This is a genomic window from Cupriavidus sp. SK-4, assembly GCF_000611125.1.
In the GTDB taxonomy this organism is placed as follows: Bacteria; Pseudomonadota; Gammaproteobacteria; order Burkholderiales; family Burkholderiaceae; genus Cupriavidus; species Cupriavidus necator.
Window position 1 is genome coordinate 13,021 of sequence record NZ_JFJW01000135.1, and the last position, 14,643, is coordinate 27,663.

Here is a 14,643-nt window from a genome sequence, read left to right on the forward strand (position 1 = left end):
CAGGACAACCGATGAAGCAAATCGACAGACTCGCCGCCTTTGACCAGGACGGCGTGGAACGCGCCGCCGCGGTGGATGACGAGGGCCGCCTGCTGCCGCTGCCGACGCAGTTCGGCGACGTGCTCAATATCGTGCAGGGCGGCGAGGCCGCGCTGGCGGCCGCTGCCGAAGCCCTGCGCGCCGATCCTCCCGCGCCGCTGGAAGCGGGGCACTACACCTTGCTGGCGCCAATCCGGCGCTTCCGCCGCGACATCCTGTGCACGGGCTGGAACTACTGGGACCATTTCGAGGAAGGGGTGGGCAAGCGCGAGGGCCAGGAGGTCGACCGCCCCGCTGCGCCCACGTTCTTCACCAAGGGGCCAGACACCGTGATCGGCCCGGACGCGCCGATCGCCTGGGACCCGCGCGTCTCCGGTAAATGGGACTACGAAGCCGAGATCGTCACGGTGATCGGCAAGGACGGCCGCAGCATTCCCGCGGCGCGCGCCATGGATCATGTATGGGGCTACTGCCTGGCCAACGACGTCTCGCAGCGCGACCTGCAGCGCCGCCACGGCGGTCAGTGGCTCAAGGGGAAGAGCATCGACCAGACCATGCCAATGGGTCCCTGGCTGACGCGGCGGGATGCCGTGCAACTCGACACCGTGCGGCTGTGGTGCGACGTAAACGGCGAACGGATGCAGAACGCCAGCGCGGCGCAGATGGCTTTCCCGTTGGCTGAATTGATTGCCGAGCTGTCAATGGGGATGACACTGCGCGCGGGCGACATCCTGCTCACCGGTACGCCGGCCGGGGTGGGACATGCGCGCATGCCACCGCGCTTCCTGGTGGCCGGTGACGAAGTGGTGGTCGGCGCCACCGGGCTGGGCAGGTTGCGCAACCGCTTGGCGGCGGTCGATCTGTCTTCGTCACGAGAATTGCCATGATAGCGCTATGCGCCGGGAATGTATTCCGCTGCTGGCCGCTTTAGCTCCCGCACGCGTGAGTCATAAACTCGCCAAATCGGCCTGCTTTGGATTTCGTGGCGGGAGCCGTCAAGCTGGAATCGGTTTGGCGAGTTCGTCAGCGATCGATGCCTGCAGTCTGTCGCGAAAAATCTTGAGGCCCTTATGCTCTGCAGAGCATAAGGGCGTATCTTGGCATGACTTTAGCCGCCGGGAGGGTTGCTTCCCTGGCATCGGCGCGGCTGGCTACATCGAACGACGATGAAATTAACGCTTGGCTCGGTCAACTCCCGACGCGGATGGGAGCCATCGCTCCATCCCAGGGGATCCGGTCAACTAAGTCCGCCGCTTCTGCGTGTCGCTGGGCAACTCATTGAAGCGTGCCGCGTAATAGGCGGCGAAGCGGCCAAGATGACCGAAGCCGAGTGCCAGCGCGGTTTCAGTAATGCTGGCGCCGGGGTCGAGCAGCAGGCGAGTGCGTACCGCGTCTAGGCGGATATTGCGCAGCAGTTCCATCGGCGAGATGCCATGGTGGCGGTGGCAAACCGCATTCAGCGTGCGGAAGCTGACGCCCGCGGCGCGCGCCAGGTCCTCCCATGGCAAATCGGTGCTCGCCCTGGCAATCCGCTGGGTTCTCGACCAGGGACCGACGATTGCGCTGTGGGGCGCGCGGCGTCCCGACCAGTTGCGCGGCATCGGCGACGCATACGGATGGCGGCTGAGCGCACAGGACCTGTCCGATATCGACGCATTGCTTGCACGGCATGTGACCGATCCCGTCGGCCCGGAATTCATGGCGCCGTCGCTGCGCTAGCACGGCCGTTCAACCCGAGGAGATTCATCATGCAGATCGGATTTGTCGGCCTTGGCGCAATGGGCGCTGCGATGGCCATGAACCTTGTCGAATCTGGCTACAAGGTGCAGGTTTACAACCGCAATCCCGCACGCAGCGAACCGCTGCGCAAGGCGGGGGCGACGGTCGCGTCCAGTCCCGCGCAGGCGGCATACCTGGCAGACGTTGTCTTTTCGGTGGTCGCCGATGACGCCGCACTGAAAGCGGTGACGCTTGGCGAAACGGGGATTCTGGCGACCCTCAAGCCGGGCGGCGTGCATATCTCGGTCAGCACCATCGGCGTGGATACGGCGCAGGAACTCACCGCCCGGCATCGCGAAGCCGGTTCGGGGCTGGTCTCGGCGACGGTGTTTGGCCGGCCGGACGCCGCGGCGGCGCGCAAGCTCTTCGTCATGGCCGCGGGCGCGGATGAGCATCTGAAGGTCGCGGTGCCGCTGCTGGAACAGCTCGGGCAGTCCGTCGGCATCGTCGGCGCAGACCCTTCGCAGGCCAACCTCGTGAAGCTGATCGGCAATTTCATGCTGTCGGTCATCATCGAGACTCTGGGCGAAGCCTGCGCGGTGGCGGGCAAGGCGGGCATCGACCCGGCGCACCTGATCGGGCTGCTGACGAACGCGAACTTCAATGCGCCGCCGTACAAGATCTATGGCCCAATGATCGCCTCGCAGCGCTTCCAGCCGGCGGGCTTTGCGCTGCCGCTGGGCCAGAAGGACAATCGGCTGATGCTGGCGGCTGCCGAGGCGCTCGGGGTTCCGCTGCCNATTCCGCTGCCGCTCGCCAGCCTGGTTCGCGACCGCTTTCTCGCCGTGCGCGCGCAAGGCATCGGGGCCGAGCACGACTGGTCGGCCATGGCGCTGTGCGCGTTGAACGAAGCGGGGCTGCACAAGCACATCTAGCGCGCTTTACGCGAGCTGCCAGCGCCAGGTCCTGGCATTCGCCTGTTCGCCACCTTGGGCCAACAGCTCGCGTAGCGCCGTCTTGAGTACCTTGCCGTTGCTGTTCTTCGGCAACGCATTGACGAACAGATAGGCTTTCGGCCGCTTGAATCTGGCGATCCGTTGCAGGCACCACTGATCCAGTTCAGACCGGGTCATCCGCATCCCGGCCTTCAGCACGACGACGGCCACCACTTCCTCTCCCCAGACGGGATGGCTGCGGCCGAGCACGGAGACTTCAGCCACAGCGGCATGGGCGAGCAGGGCGTCCTCCACCTCACGCGGGTAGATGTTGGAGCCACCGCTGATAATCGTGTCCTTGCTGCGGTCCTTCAGCGTGAGCTGCCCCTGCTCGTCAAGACACCCGACATCGCCGGTATGCAGCCAGCCATTGCGCAGCGTCGCCGCACTGGCCGCCGGGTTGTTCCAATAGCCTTGCATCACGGTGGGCCCGCGCACCACGACTTCACCGATTTCCCCCACCGGGAGCGCACGGTCGTCGGCATCGGCGATGCGAATCTCTACGCCGGGCAAGGTACGCCCGACCGAAGCCAGCGCCTTGAGGTCGCCGACGGCATAGGCGCGGGCGATCTCGTGGGGCGGCTGGGCGGTAATGGTCATCGGGCTTTCGCCCTGGCCGTAGATCTGAGCGATGCGGGGGCCCACGCACTCGATTGCGGCGATCTCGTCCTCCACATAGAGGGGCGCACCGCCACAGACTACGGCCTTGAGATTGGAGAAGTCAGCCCGGGTCCGGCGCGCGTACTCGACCAGGCGGTTGAGCATCGTCGGCGCGGCGAAGAAGCTCGGGCGCTGGTGTGCGGCGACCAGCCCTGCCAGCTCGGCGACATTGAAGCCGCCGGAAGGTGGAATCACCTGACCCGCACCTTCGGCAATGTGGGGGACCACGTAGAGCCCCGACCCGTGGGACATTGGCGCAGCATGAATCAGGCTGTCGCCCGGAACGACGCGAGTGACCGCGCTGGCATAGGCCCGCGACATGGCGGTCAGATTGCGGTGCGAGAGCATGACCCCCTTGGGCTTGCCGGTCGTGCCGCTGGTGTAGAACAGCCAGGCGAGGGCGTCTTCGGCAACATCGGTGACCGGCATGCCGTGTGCGGCAAACAGGGCATGGTAGTCGGTGGAGCCGACCACGATGGTCCGGGCGCCAGGCATCGCTTCGTCATCGGCATCGGCATCGGCGACGAAGCCGAGGCGGGCGCCACTGTCCTGCACAATCCCTTGTATTTCGCGCGGATGCAGCCTGGCGTTGATCGGTACGGCACACAGGCCCGCGTGCCAGATGCCATACAAAAGCTCGACGTACTGCGGGCAGTTCTTCATGATCAGCGCGACCCGCTCCCCGGCATGCAACCCGAGCCAGTCACGCAGGCCGCAGGCGCAGCGCGCGACGCGGTCGGCGAGCTGCTCGAAGGTACATAGCGCCTCCGTGCCGAGATAGAGCGCTGCCTGATCGGGATAGGCGCGGGCCGTGCGGACGAGCATTTGCGCAAGGTTGGGGTTCATGCTGCCTCCCGTTTTTACCGTTGTCTGCAGGGGACAGGCAGTGCCTGCCCCCGCTCTTCACGCTGCGATCAGTCCGGGGCGCGCTCCGGCACCGGCAGGTGCACCCATTCCTTATAGAAAGCCTCGATGTCCGGCTCGAAGTCGTGGATCACCGGATACCACGGGGTGGGTGCTTCGACGTCGTGCATGGTGCCGCACGCCGGGCAGTAGTACTCGCGATATACCTGCCACTGGGTGTCGGGGGCCATGAGCCTGGGATAGACCTCGGTCATTGCCTCCTCGGTGTCGCGCACGTAGATCGAGGCATGCAGTTTCCAGTTCTCGCGGTAGTCGCAGAATTCGTGGCCGCAATCGCACTTGACCACCCACTTCATGGTGCTGGCCGATTGCACGATATGCATATGCGGGCCGAGCGGAAGCACGATGCGGTCCGGAAAGCTCACCTTGGCCTGCAGGGCCGCAAGGTACTGCTGGAACCGGCTGTCATCCTTGGGCATCGAGAGCATGCGGAAGGTGGTTTCCCAGTCGAGGGAGCCCTCGACGAGGTGGGCGACCTGTTCATTGGTGTAGGCAGACATTGTTTGACTCCTTGATTCGGTGATTACTCTTCGACCTGGACGACGGTGGTGACGTCGGGCAGCAGGGAGAGGTCCATGCGGTGCTTGGCGCCGTACGAGGGCACGCCCAGCTCCTCCTCCAGTACCTGCCAGTCCGCGGGGAGATTCCAGAATTCCTTGAACTCCCGCGTGAACTTCTCGGACAGGGCAAAGCTGGTGGCGAACATGTGTTGCACCTGGATGGACGCGTGCTTGTTCAGGATGCGTTCGCGCTCTTCCTTCATCCATTCGCGCGTCGGCAGGGCGCGGGCGAGCCGTTCCTTGCGGATCTCGGCACGGCGGGCCTGGGTCTTGACTGCATCCACTGTGAACCCGCCCTTGGCGTCCTGGGTGAAGACGGCGCCGTAGACCTTTTGCGCGTAATCCGGCAGCAGGAATTTCTGGTTGAGGTCCGCCTCGACGGCCTTCGGATCCCGGTCGATGGGGTCACCGAAGCCGGGACCGCCGCGCAAGTAGTTCAGGTAGAGGTCGTGGTTGGCGTAGCAGTCCTCAGTAGTGATGCACTGCTTGTCGCGCTTTACGACAGCGGTGGCGTCAATGTGGCGCTCGTAGTCGGGCTTGCCCGGATCGATGTCGCCGCCCAGAGGCAAGGAATCGCCGATGGCGATGCGCTTGTCCAGCCCCGTCTTGTGCGCCTCAAAGCGGTAGCCAGTGGCTGAGGGATAGCCGCCCATCATGCCCCAATCGCTGTTCATGAACCCGTTGCCCATGAAGAACATGGTCCAGTCCTGGGCGTTCCACACCATGCGCAGCGTCTCGAACCCGCAACCGCCACGGTACTTGCCATAGCCGCCGGAGTTGGCCTTGACGTTCCGGCCGAGGTAGAGCAGTGGCTCGGCCATCTCCCAGATCTCGATGTCACCCATGTCGCCTTCCGGGTTCCAGATGGCTGCGGCGTGGTTGAGGCCATCCTTGACGGCGCAGGCGCCCGTACCGCAGGAGCTGGCTTCGAAGCTGTTGACCGCGTGAATCTCGCCATCCTGATTGATGCCGCCGCCTTGCAGCCAGTTGGAGGTGTTGGCGTTACCGGCGTTGACCTCTTCCAGATATCCGCGGCTGAAATAGGACTGTGAGAGACCGCGCCACAGGGCCGCCCAGCCGGAGACCAAGAAGTGCCAGGCGTAGGCGTGGCCGGTGCGGCGGTCATCCGGATTGCACCAGGTGCCCTTTGGCAGGCGGAACTCGGTGGCGAAGTAGGCACCGTCGTTGATGCGCTGAGTGGGCACCAGGGTCTGGCACATCATCACCCAGATTCCGGAAGTGAATGCCACCTGATGGGCGTTGAATGTGTGCCAGCCCCAGCGACTCGCTCCCTCGAAATCGAGGCGCCACTTTCCGTCCGGCCTGATGGTCATTTCCACCGGCGAATGCATGATGGAGTCGAGCTTGGCGAAGGCGTTGGAGACCTGCACGTCTTCATGCTTGTATGGCACGTCGACAAAGGAGACCTTGCGGTACTTGCCCGGCAGTGTCATGGCCTTGATACGGCTCTGCAGTCCGCGGCGGCCTTCTTCGATGACCTCGTAGGTAAATTTTTCGTAGGCCTCGATGCCGTCGGCACGAATCACTTCTTCGACCAGGTCGCGAATCATGTGGCAGCCGGCGATGCGGGTCTTTTCGTCGAGGATCCAGTACTTGGGCGTGCGCACTGAGCGCTGGGACTCGTGCAGCCAGTCGCGCAGCGGCTCGTCATTCACCCCGGTCTTGCGGCAGGTGATCATGTAGCCGTCGCCGAAGCGCTGGGTCTGGCCGGTTGACATTGAGCCCGGAGTCACCGAGCCGGTGTCGATCACGTGCGTGACGCCGCCGACCCAGCCGATCAGCTGGCGTTCCCAGAAGATCGGCACGATGGTGGCGATGTCGCAGGGGTGGACATTGCCAATGGCACAGTCATTGGTCGTGAACATGTCGCCGGGGTTGATGCCGGGGTTGGCTTCCCAGTTGTTCTCGATCATGTACTTGATCGCCGCGCCCATGGTGCCGACGTGGATGATGATTCCGGTCGAGGTCAGGACGCAGTCACCTGCGGCGTTGTAGAGCGTGAAGCAGAGTTCGCCTTCCTGCTCGACGATGGGGCTGGCGGCAATCTTCTTGGCGGTCTCGCGGGCATGCACCAGGCCGCCGCGCAGCTTGGAGAACAGCTTCTCGTAGCCGATCGGGTCGCTGTCCCGGAATTCCAGCTTCTCAAGGCCGTTGTAGTGGCCGGTGGCCTTGGTGCGCTCGATGATGCCGTCGCGGTGCTGCTTGAGCGTCTGGCCGTTCTGCAGCAGGTCGGCGAAGCCGATTTCTTTATTGCTCATCATGTTCATGGCGGGTCTCCTTACTTCACTTCCTTGAGATGGAACAGGCGGTGCTTGTCGATCGTGGTTTCGAAGCCGTCGGGCACGACAAAGGTCGTGGCGTCGGATTCGATGATGGCGGGACCCACGATATGGTTGCCGGCCTTGAGGGCTTCCATCTTCCAGAGCGCGGCATCCACCCACTTCTTGTGGCGGTAGAAGGGACGGGTGCCAAGATATGCTTCGCTGGGCGGCGTGGGGCCGGCATCCGGGTCTTCCGGCAGCACAGGCTTTTGGGTCACGACGGTGCCGCGCAGGATGGCGCCGGTGATCGAGAAGCCCAGTTCCGGCGAGCGGGCGGAGCTCGCGTAGACGCGGCCGTAGGTGTTCTCGAAGGCCTCGACGATCTGGTTCCAGTCGGCAGCGGTGGCGGCGCTGGTCACCGGCGAGACGATCTCGAGGTCATTTAGCTGGCCCATGTACTGCATCTTGTAGCCGGGGATCAGCAGCACGTCCTCGGGCTTGTAGCCGTTGAGGACGAATTCGTCGATGACCTTGACTGCCAGTTCAGACCAGGCTTCCTGCAGGCTCTTGCAGGCGGCTTCCTTGTCGGCGTCGGGGGCGTGCTGGGCAACACCAAGGTCCACTGACTTGTCGTAGCGGTACTCGAAGTCGGCGCAGGCGCAGCCGAAAGCCGAGAAGCCGGCTGCCCAGGCCGGCACGACGACGTCCTTGAAGCCGACGCCCCCGGTGTAGCCGTAGGTGTGCACCGGGCCGGCGCCGCCGTAGGAGAAGCAGGTGAATTCCGCCGGGTTGTAGCCCTTGGCACTGATGTTGGCGCGCAGGTACTCGGAGAGCGTGAGATCGAGCAGCTCGATGACGCCGGCGGCGGCATCCTCGACCGACAGGTCGAGCGGGTCGGCGATCTGCGCCTTGATGTGGTCGCGGGCGCGCTGCACGTCGAGCTTGATGGCACCGCCCAGGAAGTTCTCCGGGTTCAGGTAGCCGAGCACGACGTGGCAGTCGGAAACGGACACCGTGTCGAGGCCGCTTTCCGGCCAGCAGGTGCCGACGCGGTAGCCGGCGCTGTCGGGGCCAAGCTTGATCGACTTGCTGTAGGGGTCGAGACGCACGAAGCTGCCGGCGCCGGCGCCGACCGAGTCCATTGCCACCAGGGGCAGGGAGAGCACCAGGCGGGCCATGTCGGGATCGGACTTGATGGCGAAGTTGCCCTTGGTGATCAGGGCCACGTCGAAGCTTGTGCCGCCAATGTCGGAGCAGGCTATGTTCTCGTCGCCCAGATACTCGCCCAGAAGCTTGGAGCCGATGACGCCGCCGATGGGACCGGACACGATCGTGCGCGCGAGTTCCTTGGCCTTCCAGCTGATGGTGCCGCCGTGCGTGGCCATCACCCGCAGGTCGAACCTGGCGCCGTGTTTCTTGAACCGGTCGCTCACCTTCTTCAAGGTCTGGCGCGAAGGCTCCGCACCGTAAGCCTCAAGGATGGTGGTATTCATCCTGTGGCTCTCCTTGCGCGACGGGTAGTAGTCCACCGAGGCGAAGACCGGGATATTCGCCTTCAGCTTTTTAAGCTCTTCGCGCACGATGTCACGGGCGCGTTGCTCGCTGGATTCGTTCTTGTGGGATTGCAGCAGGCAAATGACGATGGCTTGCGAGCCGGCCTCGACCAGCTCCCGGGTAGCCTGGCGAACCTCGTCTTCACGCAGGGGGATGACCACCTTCCCCTGCACGTCGGTACGCTCGGTGACGCCGCGTGTGCGCGAGACGGGCACCAGTGGCTCATCGTAGCGGTGGGTGTTCAGGTGGATGCGGTCCTCCAGGGCATAGCCCAGATAGCTCTGCAACGCACGGCCCATCGAATGGATCTGCTCGAAGCCGCGGTTGCAGATGAGGCCGACGGCAAGGCCTTTGCGCATGAGAATGCGGTTGAGCATGGCCGTCCCGGAATAGACACAAGTCACCAACTCCGGATAAACGTCGTCCACTGTCCGGTCCCAGTGGGCGAGGGCATCTTCGGAAGAGTTGTAGATGGCAAGGGATTCGTCGCCGGGATTGCTCTGCGCCTTGCCGACCACGAAGCGGCCATCCGAGCGAACGAAGAAAGTGTCGGTCATCGTGCCACCAGCATCGATGCCCATCACCTGTACGGTGGACTGCGGTTGCATACTGCCTCCTGTCATTGGTGTAGTCATGGTGGGATCTCCCACGACTCATCCATGGCAAAGCTTGTGCCAGGCCCTGGCTGGCACCAGAGAGCAGCCCCGGCAGGCGATTGAAATCAACGAGTTGCCGGCATTGCCTGACCACGTCGCTGGTCGCGGCATGCCTGGCGTGAGTGTCCGGATTCACGACGCCCTATGCAGCGGTGTCCGGGAATCGGACGCTCTTTGGCCAGCGATTGATGCGATTGGCCTTAGGCAAGCCCCGGCATTTAGCTGTTGGAGCATTGACGATTGCCCAATGCGGATCGCGCCAGGCGTGGGCGGCATGGAGGTCTGCCCTGTCGCTGCCGCGATGGACGCCGATGGACCCTGACGTTCCTGCGCTCCGCCGCGCAGATCGCTGTAGCGCTGGCACGCGCTATGCGCTGGCTTCACGCGAATGGCAGCGGAACGTGGTGAAGCCCATGAAGAATTCAATGAGGTCAAGGCGCCTGATTGTCGAAGCGGTTGCCGACACGAACCTGGCGATCGGAACCCATCTCGTCACCGATCGACTCTGGTACACGCATCATGGCGTCTATGCGGGGGGCGGCAAGGTCGTGCATTACGCTGGGCTGTCGCTGTCACTGCGTCGCGCCCCGGTGCTCGAGGTCACGCTCGCAGAATTTGCGCATGGGCATCTGGTCTGGGTCCGGCAAAGCCCCGGTGCCAGGTTCGCCGGTGTGGAAGCGGTCCAACGCGCCTACTCCCGCATCGGCGAGGACCGCTATCGCCTGATTTCCAACAACTGTGAGCACTTCTGTATGTGGTGCCTATATGGCGAGAGCCGCAGTGATCAGGTCGACTTATGGAAGTCTTGGGCAAGCGCTGTGCTGGCTGGCGCGTGCAAAGCTGTCGGGCGGCTCACGGTAATGGCCTTGCGAAGTGTGTCCGTGCTGCGAGCGGTTTCCCGAGTCGGATTCAAGGGCGGGACGTTCGTGAATTCAACGCAATCGTTATCGTGAGCCCGTGCCTCTGTCGCATCGGGAAAGACTAGGGCATGCTGGCTTACGCCTCATCGGCCACCGTGCATACGGGCGGCCGTTCGTGGCGGCTGCGGTCACCGCTACCGCGCTTGTCTGAGAGCGCTGCTGTCGCTGTCCGGTTTCCGGACACTTTTCGCTGCGATGGCCGGAAACCGGACACCTTCCATTGGTATGCTGCAAAGCACAAATTATTGATTTGAAAAGAGATTTATTGACTTGGCGATGGCACGCGGATACGGTTACTCCAGTCAATTGAGAGCGATCGTCCCATGCCGTTTTCTCGTTGCGGCACCCTGATCCCCCGCCTCGGCGACGAACCCGTCGTGGCCTCCGCCTGGGAGCGTTTTGTGCAGGACCAGCCCCTGGAAGTGGCAGGTGTGCGCAGCGTCGTCCTGGCGTCGTGGCAGCGGTGTCGTTCCGAGGCCGTTGACCCTGCCAGGCACTCCGCACCGGGAGCTGCCGCCGAACGTGTCCGTCAGTTGCAGCGGCAGAACCGGGAGCTCTGCGAGGCCGCGCGTCCGGCACTCGAGGGCCTGCGCGATATCCTGCGGGAATGCGGCACCCTCATCATGCTTTGCGACCCGGGCGGCACCGTTCTCCACCTCAATGGCGAGACCAGGGCCCGCAGCATCGGCGAGGGGATCAACCTGGCCACCGGTGGCTGCTGGAATGAGGATGTCATCGGCACCAATGCCATCGGCACCGCGATCGCCACCGCCGCTCCGGTTCAGATCCATGCCGACGAGCATTTCTGCCTTGACGTCAAGCGCTGGACTTGCGCTGCGGCTCCCATTCTTGACCCATTTAGTCGCACCCTGCTGGGAGTCGTGGATGTTTCTGGCGTCAAGGAAACCTTCCATGGCCACACCTTGGGGCTGGTGGTGGCTGCAGCCAGACAGATCGAAAGCGAACTGGCACGCCGCGACGTTGCACTCCACGAGCGACTGCTGACCCGAGCCATCGACCATTTCATCCGTTACGCGAGCGATTACGTTGTGCTCGTCGACAGCCGTGGACGCATTGTCCGTGCTAACGGAAATGCGCAGGTGGCGCGGGAGAGCTATGACGTGCGGCTGCCGTTGGAAGTCGGCGGCCAGGTGCCAGGACTCAACCTTGCACTGCCCCAGATCGATCGGTCCTGCCAACACCCGGAATGGCTGCGCTCCGAATGGCTGCACCCGGTGAAGGACCATGACGGGATGCTGGGTACGATGCTGGTGATCCCGCTCGGGACGCGCCAGAATCGAAGCGCTGTATCGCTGTCCACGGCCACAGCCACTGTCACGGCGACAATGGCAGGAAACGATGCGTTTGGCGAGATCATCGGGGGAAGTGAGGTGCTGGAGGCGACCAAGGCACGCGCCCGTCGTATCGCCCCTCTGGATCTGCCCGTACTGCTCCTCGGCGAGACAGGAGCAGGAAAAGAACTGTTTGCCCGGGCGCTGCATCGGGCGGGTAAGCGCCCCGAGGGTCCATTCATTGCCGTCAATTGCGGCGCTTTTACCCGTGAGCTCCTGGCCAGCGAACTCTTTGGCTATACCGATGGAGCTTTTACAGGTGCCCGTCGTGGTGGTCTTCCGGGGAAATTTGAGCAGGCCGACGGCGGCACGCTCTTCCTGGACGAGCTCGGGGAGCTGCCGCTAGACATGCAGCCCCACCTGTTGCGCGTGCTGCAGGATGGCGTTGTGGTCCGCCTGGGCGATACCCGCGAGCGGCGCGTTTCGGTGCGCGTCGTCGCAGCCACGAACCGTGATCTGCAGAAGGAGATCGCCGCCGGGCGCTTCCGCGAAGACCTGTACCACCGCCTCTGCGTGGTCAGCCTGCCGCTACCGCCGCTGCGCGACCGGCCTGGCGATATCGAGGCAATCATCGAGCATCTCAACAGCAAACTGGCACGCAAGTATAGCTGTGCGCCCAAGCAGCTTGAACCCGCCGTGCGCCAGGCGCTTCTGAGCCATCGCTGGCCGGGTAACATACGTGAACTGCAGAATGTCTTCGAGGTGATGTTCGCGCTCAGCGAAGGCAACATCATCGATACTTCTCTGCTTCCCCCGAGCATCGCACAGACGCCAAAGGACTCCCTTTCCGTATCAACCTCGACGTCATTACCTGTTTCATTTGGTCGTCTTGAGGAAATGGAGAGGCAAGCGATACTCGACGCGATCGCGAATGCCCATGGAAACATGTCTATGGCCGCCCGGACACTGGGTATTTCGAGGAGTACGTTATACGTGAAACTGGCCTCGATTCGGGCTCAGCCCGGCAGTTCAAGCGCCGGCATGTAGCGGTCTGACCGGCCCGCGCCGGGGCGCCTTCGGGACCGACTGCATCGCATGCCAGATCCGGTCCGCCGCTTTCCGAGCAACAGAAGCATCTTATCGCTCATGAATGAGCGAAGAAGCGACCTAATCGCTTATATGTAATCGGTAATGCGATTGCGCAGTTGACGCATGCTGTTTTGGGCTCAATAGTAGTGAGCCCGAGCACTAGACATGTAAACGCTCACATGGAACGCCCTAACGCGAACAAGCGCTCATATATGAGCGCTAAGAAGAATGCTGCGACACGGCCAACGCCGGTGGGCCGCGCGCTGGTAAAGCTCGGCCACGACCTGTCGCTGGCCCGCCGCCGGCGGATGTTGACGCGGGAGTCCGTCCAGCATGGCTTGCCGCAGGTGCCGCCGGCGCTGTCCTCGGGGCCCTCGAAGCCGGCGGTCAGCATGATGGCCGCGCGTACTCCAAGGTGATCGTAGTCAGAGTGATCGAGCGCGAAGCCGATGTGGCGCCAGCGTTCGGACTGCTTGTTCATTCGCAGTTCGAAAGAATTGCTGCGACAGCTTCAGGCCGTGGTCTCGAACAAGCAAGTCGACCAGCTAACGCGCGGCAGGTCCCGTGACTAGATCGGAATCGGCGTCCCTGCCGCACCGCTAGAACATCGGCGGTGTGACGGGAGGGCGGCAGCGGCGCGCACTTGCAGATCTACAAATCCAGGCTGCTGCACCCAATGACAAGATCCGGTCGCAGGTGGAATGATCGCGGCCGCTCAGACCATTCGACGGCGACGCCGCCCATGCTTGAAACTACTCCTGAGTCTTCAAATCGGGTTCGTCAGTGTGGGTTGACGGAGGCTCAGGAAGATTGATGATATAGCGCGATTTCCGTCGCCCTGAAGGTTCGGAATCCGTACGATTTTCTCATGGTGACTTTGGCCTTGTTGTTCAGACCCTCGATGATGCCGCTGGAGAACTGCTTGCGCGCATGGAAGTAGTTGAGGATCAGCTCACGGTGGGCACGCACGGTGCGGGCGAACTTCTTCATTGGCTCGATGCGCGAGCGCATCACCTGATTACACCACTGGTCGAGGAACTTTCCGGCCCAGACCGGTGAGATGTAATCCCAGAGCTGCTGGAATTCCTCTTTGAGCAGCCAGGCCCGCACGGTGCGCAGGTTGTACTGCAACAAGTCACGCATGCGCAGTCGCTGTCTGTCGGTCAGGTTTTCCGGACGTTTGAGCAGGCACCAGCGGGACTTCTTGAGCACCGGCTCGTATCCATCGCGGACCATGCGGCGTGATTCGTCAGCGCGGACCTCATCGATGGCCTTATTCATCTTCGCAACGATGTGGAAACGGTCCAGGATATTCAGCGCATTGGGGCAATGCAGCGCTATCATCTCAAGGTAGGGCTTCCACATGTCCGAGCAGACGAACTCAATCTTCTCACAAAGCTGTTTTCCGATCATGGCGAAGAACTTCGCGAAGCTTTCTTTCGTGCGCTCCTGCCCAACCCATAGCAGACGGGTGCAGCCAGCCTCGATCTGGTAGACCAGTGTGAGGTACTTGTGTCCACGACCATACTGGATTTCGTCGACGCCAAAGGCACGGATCGTACCGAGTTCGCGATGGCACAGCCCCCAGTCGACCACCCACTCCACTGCGTTGAAGACTTTCTCCCAACTGGTGCGGAAGCTTTGTGCCGTCTCCTTCCACGACAGCTTGCGTGCCCACTGCGGCAGGAACAGCATGTAAGCCCGCGTGAGCGTGTGCTTGCCATTGGCCCACGGCAGGGCTTCGACCTTGACGCCACAGTCACGACAATCGACGCGCCGCATGGTATAGAGCAGGAACACGGCAAAACCCCAGACCGGAATAAACTCGAACCTGCGCTGTGCGAGCGTGTCGTAACCCCGCGCAGGCTGGCTACAGCATGAGCAGATTGGCTTCGAGCCCTTGCGCGGCCGTACGTCGATCTCGATGGCCGGGTTGCCTCGCACAGCCGCGCA

Annotated in this window: 11 protein-coding genes and 1 pseudogene; 5 read left to right on the plus strand and 7 right to left on the minus strand. The window is 63.1% G+C overall.

Annotated features, from left to right (window positions below):
* The first annotated feature begins 11 nt into the window (after positions 1-11).
* Positions 12-926 (plus strand): fumarylacetoacetate hydrolase family protein, encoded by a 915-nt coding sequence (locus CF68_RS26985; protein ID WP_051591700.1) that lies wholly within the window; start codon positions 12-14, stop codon positions 924-926.
* A 354-nt stretch (positions 927-1,280) separates the two neighbouring features.
* Here CF68_RS26985 and CF68_RS26990 read toward each other — a convergent pair.
* Positions 1,281-1,541, minus strand: a pseudogene (locus tag CF68_RS26990) (helix-turn-helix domain-containing protein); the annotation flags it as partial.
* A gap of 10 nt (positions 1,542-1,551) precedes the next feature.
* Here CF68_RS26990 and CF68_RS26995 point away from each other — a divergent pair.
* Together CF68_RS26995 and CF68_RS27000 are read left to right on the plus strand one after the other, a co-directional pair.
* Positions 1,552-1,758: a hypothetical protein gene (locus tag CF68_RS26995; protein ID WP_035824907.1), complete on the plus strand. Its 207-nt coding sequence runs from the start codon at positions 1,552-1,554 to the stop codon at positions 1,756-1,758.
* 29 nt (positions 1,759-1,787) lie between these two features.
* The gene (locus tag CF68_RS27000) at positions 1,788-2,693 is read left to right on the plus strand and encodes an NAD(P)-dependent oxidoreductase (RefSeq protein WP_035824909.1); all 906 of its coding nucleotides are present in this window, start codon (positions 1,788-1,790) and stop codon (positions 2,691-2,693) included.
* Between the two features lie 6 nt (positions 2,694-2,699).
* Here CF68_RS27000 and CF68_RS27005 read toward each other — a convergent pair whose 3' ends face one another.
* The 4 genes from CF68_RS27005 to CF68_RS27020 form a co-directional block, all read right to left on the minus strand.
* Complete coding sequence (locus CF68_RS27005; RefSeq protein ID WP_035824911.1) at positions 2,700-4,259, minus strand: class I adenylate-forming enzyme family protein; 1,560 nt, start codon at positions 4,257-4,259, stop codon at positions 2,700-2,702.
* Between the two features lie 68 nt (positions 4,260-4,327).
* Entirely contained in the window at positions 4,328-4,837 is a 510-nt protein-coding gene (locus tag CF68_RS27010; RefSeq protein WP_035824914.1) for an acetone carboxylase subunit gamma, read from the minus strand.
* 23 nt (positions 4,838-4,860) lie between these two features.
* Positions 4,861-7,185 (minus strand): hydantoinase B/oxoprolinase family protein, encoded by a 2,325-nt coding sequence (locus CF68_RS27015; RefSeq protein WP_035824916.1) that lies wholly within the window; start codon positions 7,183-7,185, stop codon positions 4,861-4,863.
* A gap of 11 nt (positions 7,186-7,196) precedes the next feature.
* Positions 7,197-9,341 carry a hydantoinase/oxoprolinase family protein gene (locus CF68_RS27020; RefSeq protein WP_035824918.1) on the minus strand — a complete coding sequence of 715 codons (2,145 nt, stop codon included), beginning with the start codon at positions 9,339-9,341 and terminating at the stop codon, positions 7,197-7,199.
* 461 nt (positions 9,342-9,802) lie between these two features.
* Here CF68_RS27020 and CF68_RS27025 point away from each other — a divergent pair, with 461 nt between their 5' ends.
* Positions 9,803-10,342 carry a lecithin retinol acyltransferase family protein gene (locus CF68_RS27025; RefSeq protein ID WP_152548556.1) on the plus strand — a complete coding sequence of 180 codons (540 nt, stop codon included), beginning with the start codon at positions 9,803-9,805 and terminating at the stop codon, positions 10,340-10,342.
* Between the two features lie 290 nt (positions 10,343-10,632).
* Complete coding sequence (locus CF68_RS27030) at positions 10,633-12,648, plus strand: sigma-54-dependent Fis family transcriptional regulator (RefSeq protein WP_035824919.1); 2,016 nt, start codon at positions 10,633-10,635, stop codon at positions 12,646-12,648.
* Positions 12,649-12,865: 217 nt separating this feature from the next.
* Here CF68_RS27030 and CF68_RS27035 read toward each other — a convergent pair whose 3' ends face one another.
* Together CF68_RS27035 and CF68_RS27040 are read right to left on the minus strand one after the other, a co-directional pair.
* Positions 12,866-13,171 (minus strand): hypothetical protein, encoded by a 306-nt coding sequence (locus CF68_RS27035; RefSeq protein WP_035824920.1) that lies wholly within the window; start codon positions 13,169-13,171, stop codon positions 12,866-12,868.
* 320 nt (positions 13,172-13,491) lie between these two features.
* Positions 13,492-14,634 carry an ISL3 family transposase gene (locus CF68_RS27040; RefSeq protein WP_369798911.1) on the minus strand — a complete coding sequence of 381 codons (1,143 nt, stop codon included), beginning with the start codon at positions 14,632-14,634 and terminating at the stop codon, positions 13,492-13,494.
* Positions 14,635-14,643 lie beyond the last annotated feature (9 nt).

Bases quoted from the DNA above. Each gene is read 5' to 3' on its own strand.
- CF68_RS27030 (WP_035824919.1), top strand. From the start codon at position 10,633: ATGCCGTTTTCTCGTTGCGGCACCCTGATCCCCCGCCTCGGCGACGAA.
- CF68_RS27025 (WP_152548556.1), top strand. From the start codon at position 9,803: ATGAAGAATTCAATGAGGTCAAGGCGCCTGATTGTCGAAGCGGTTGCC.
- CF68_RS27020 (WP_035824918.1), bottom strand. From the start codon at position 9,341: ATGCAACCGCAGTCCACCGTACAGGTGATGGGCATCGATGCTGGTGGC.
- CF68_RS27035 (WP_035824920.1), bottom strand. From the start codon at position 13,171: ATGAACAAGCAGTCCGAACGCTGGCGCCACATCGGCTTCGCGCTCGAT.
- CF68_RS27005 (WP_035824911.1), bottom strand. From the start codon at position 4,259: ATGAACCCCAACCTTGCGCAAATGCTCGTCCGCACGGCCCGCGCCTAT.
- CF68_RS27010 (WP_035824914.1), bottom strand. From the start codon at position 4,837: ATGTCTGCCTACACCAATGAACAGGTCGCCCACCTCGTCGAGGGCTCC.
- CF68_RS27015 (WP_035824916.1), bottom strand. From the start codon at position 7,185: ATGAACATGATGAGCAATAAAGAAATCGGCTTCGCCGACCTGCTGCAG.
- CF68_RS26985 (WP_051591700.1), top strand. From the start codon at position 12: ATGAAGCAAATCGACAGACTCGCCGCCTTTGACCAGGACGGCGTGGAA.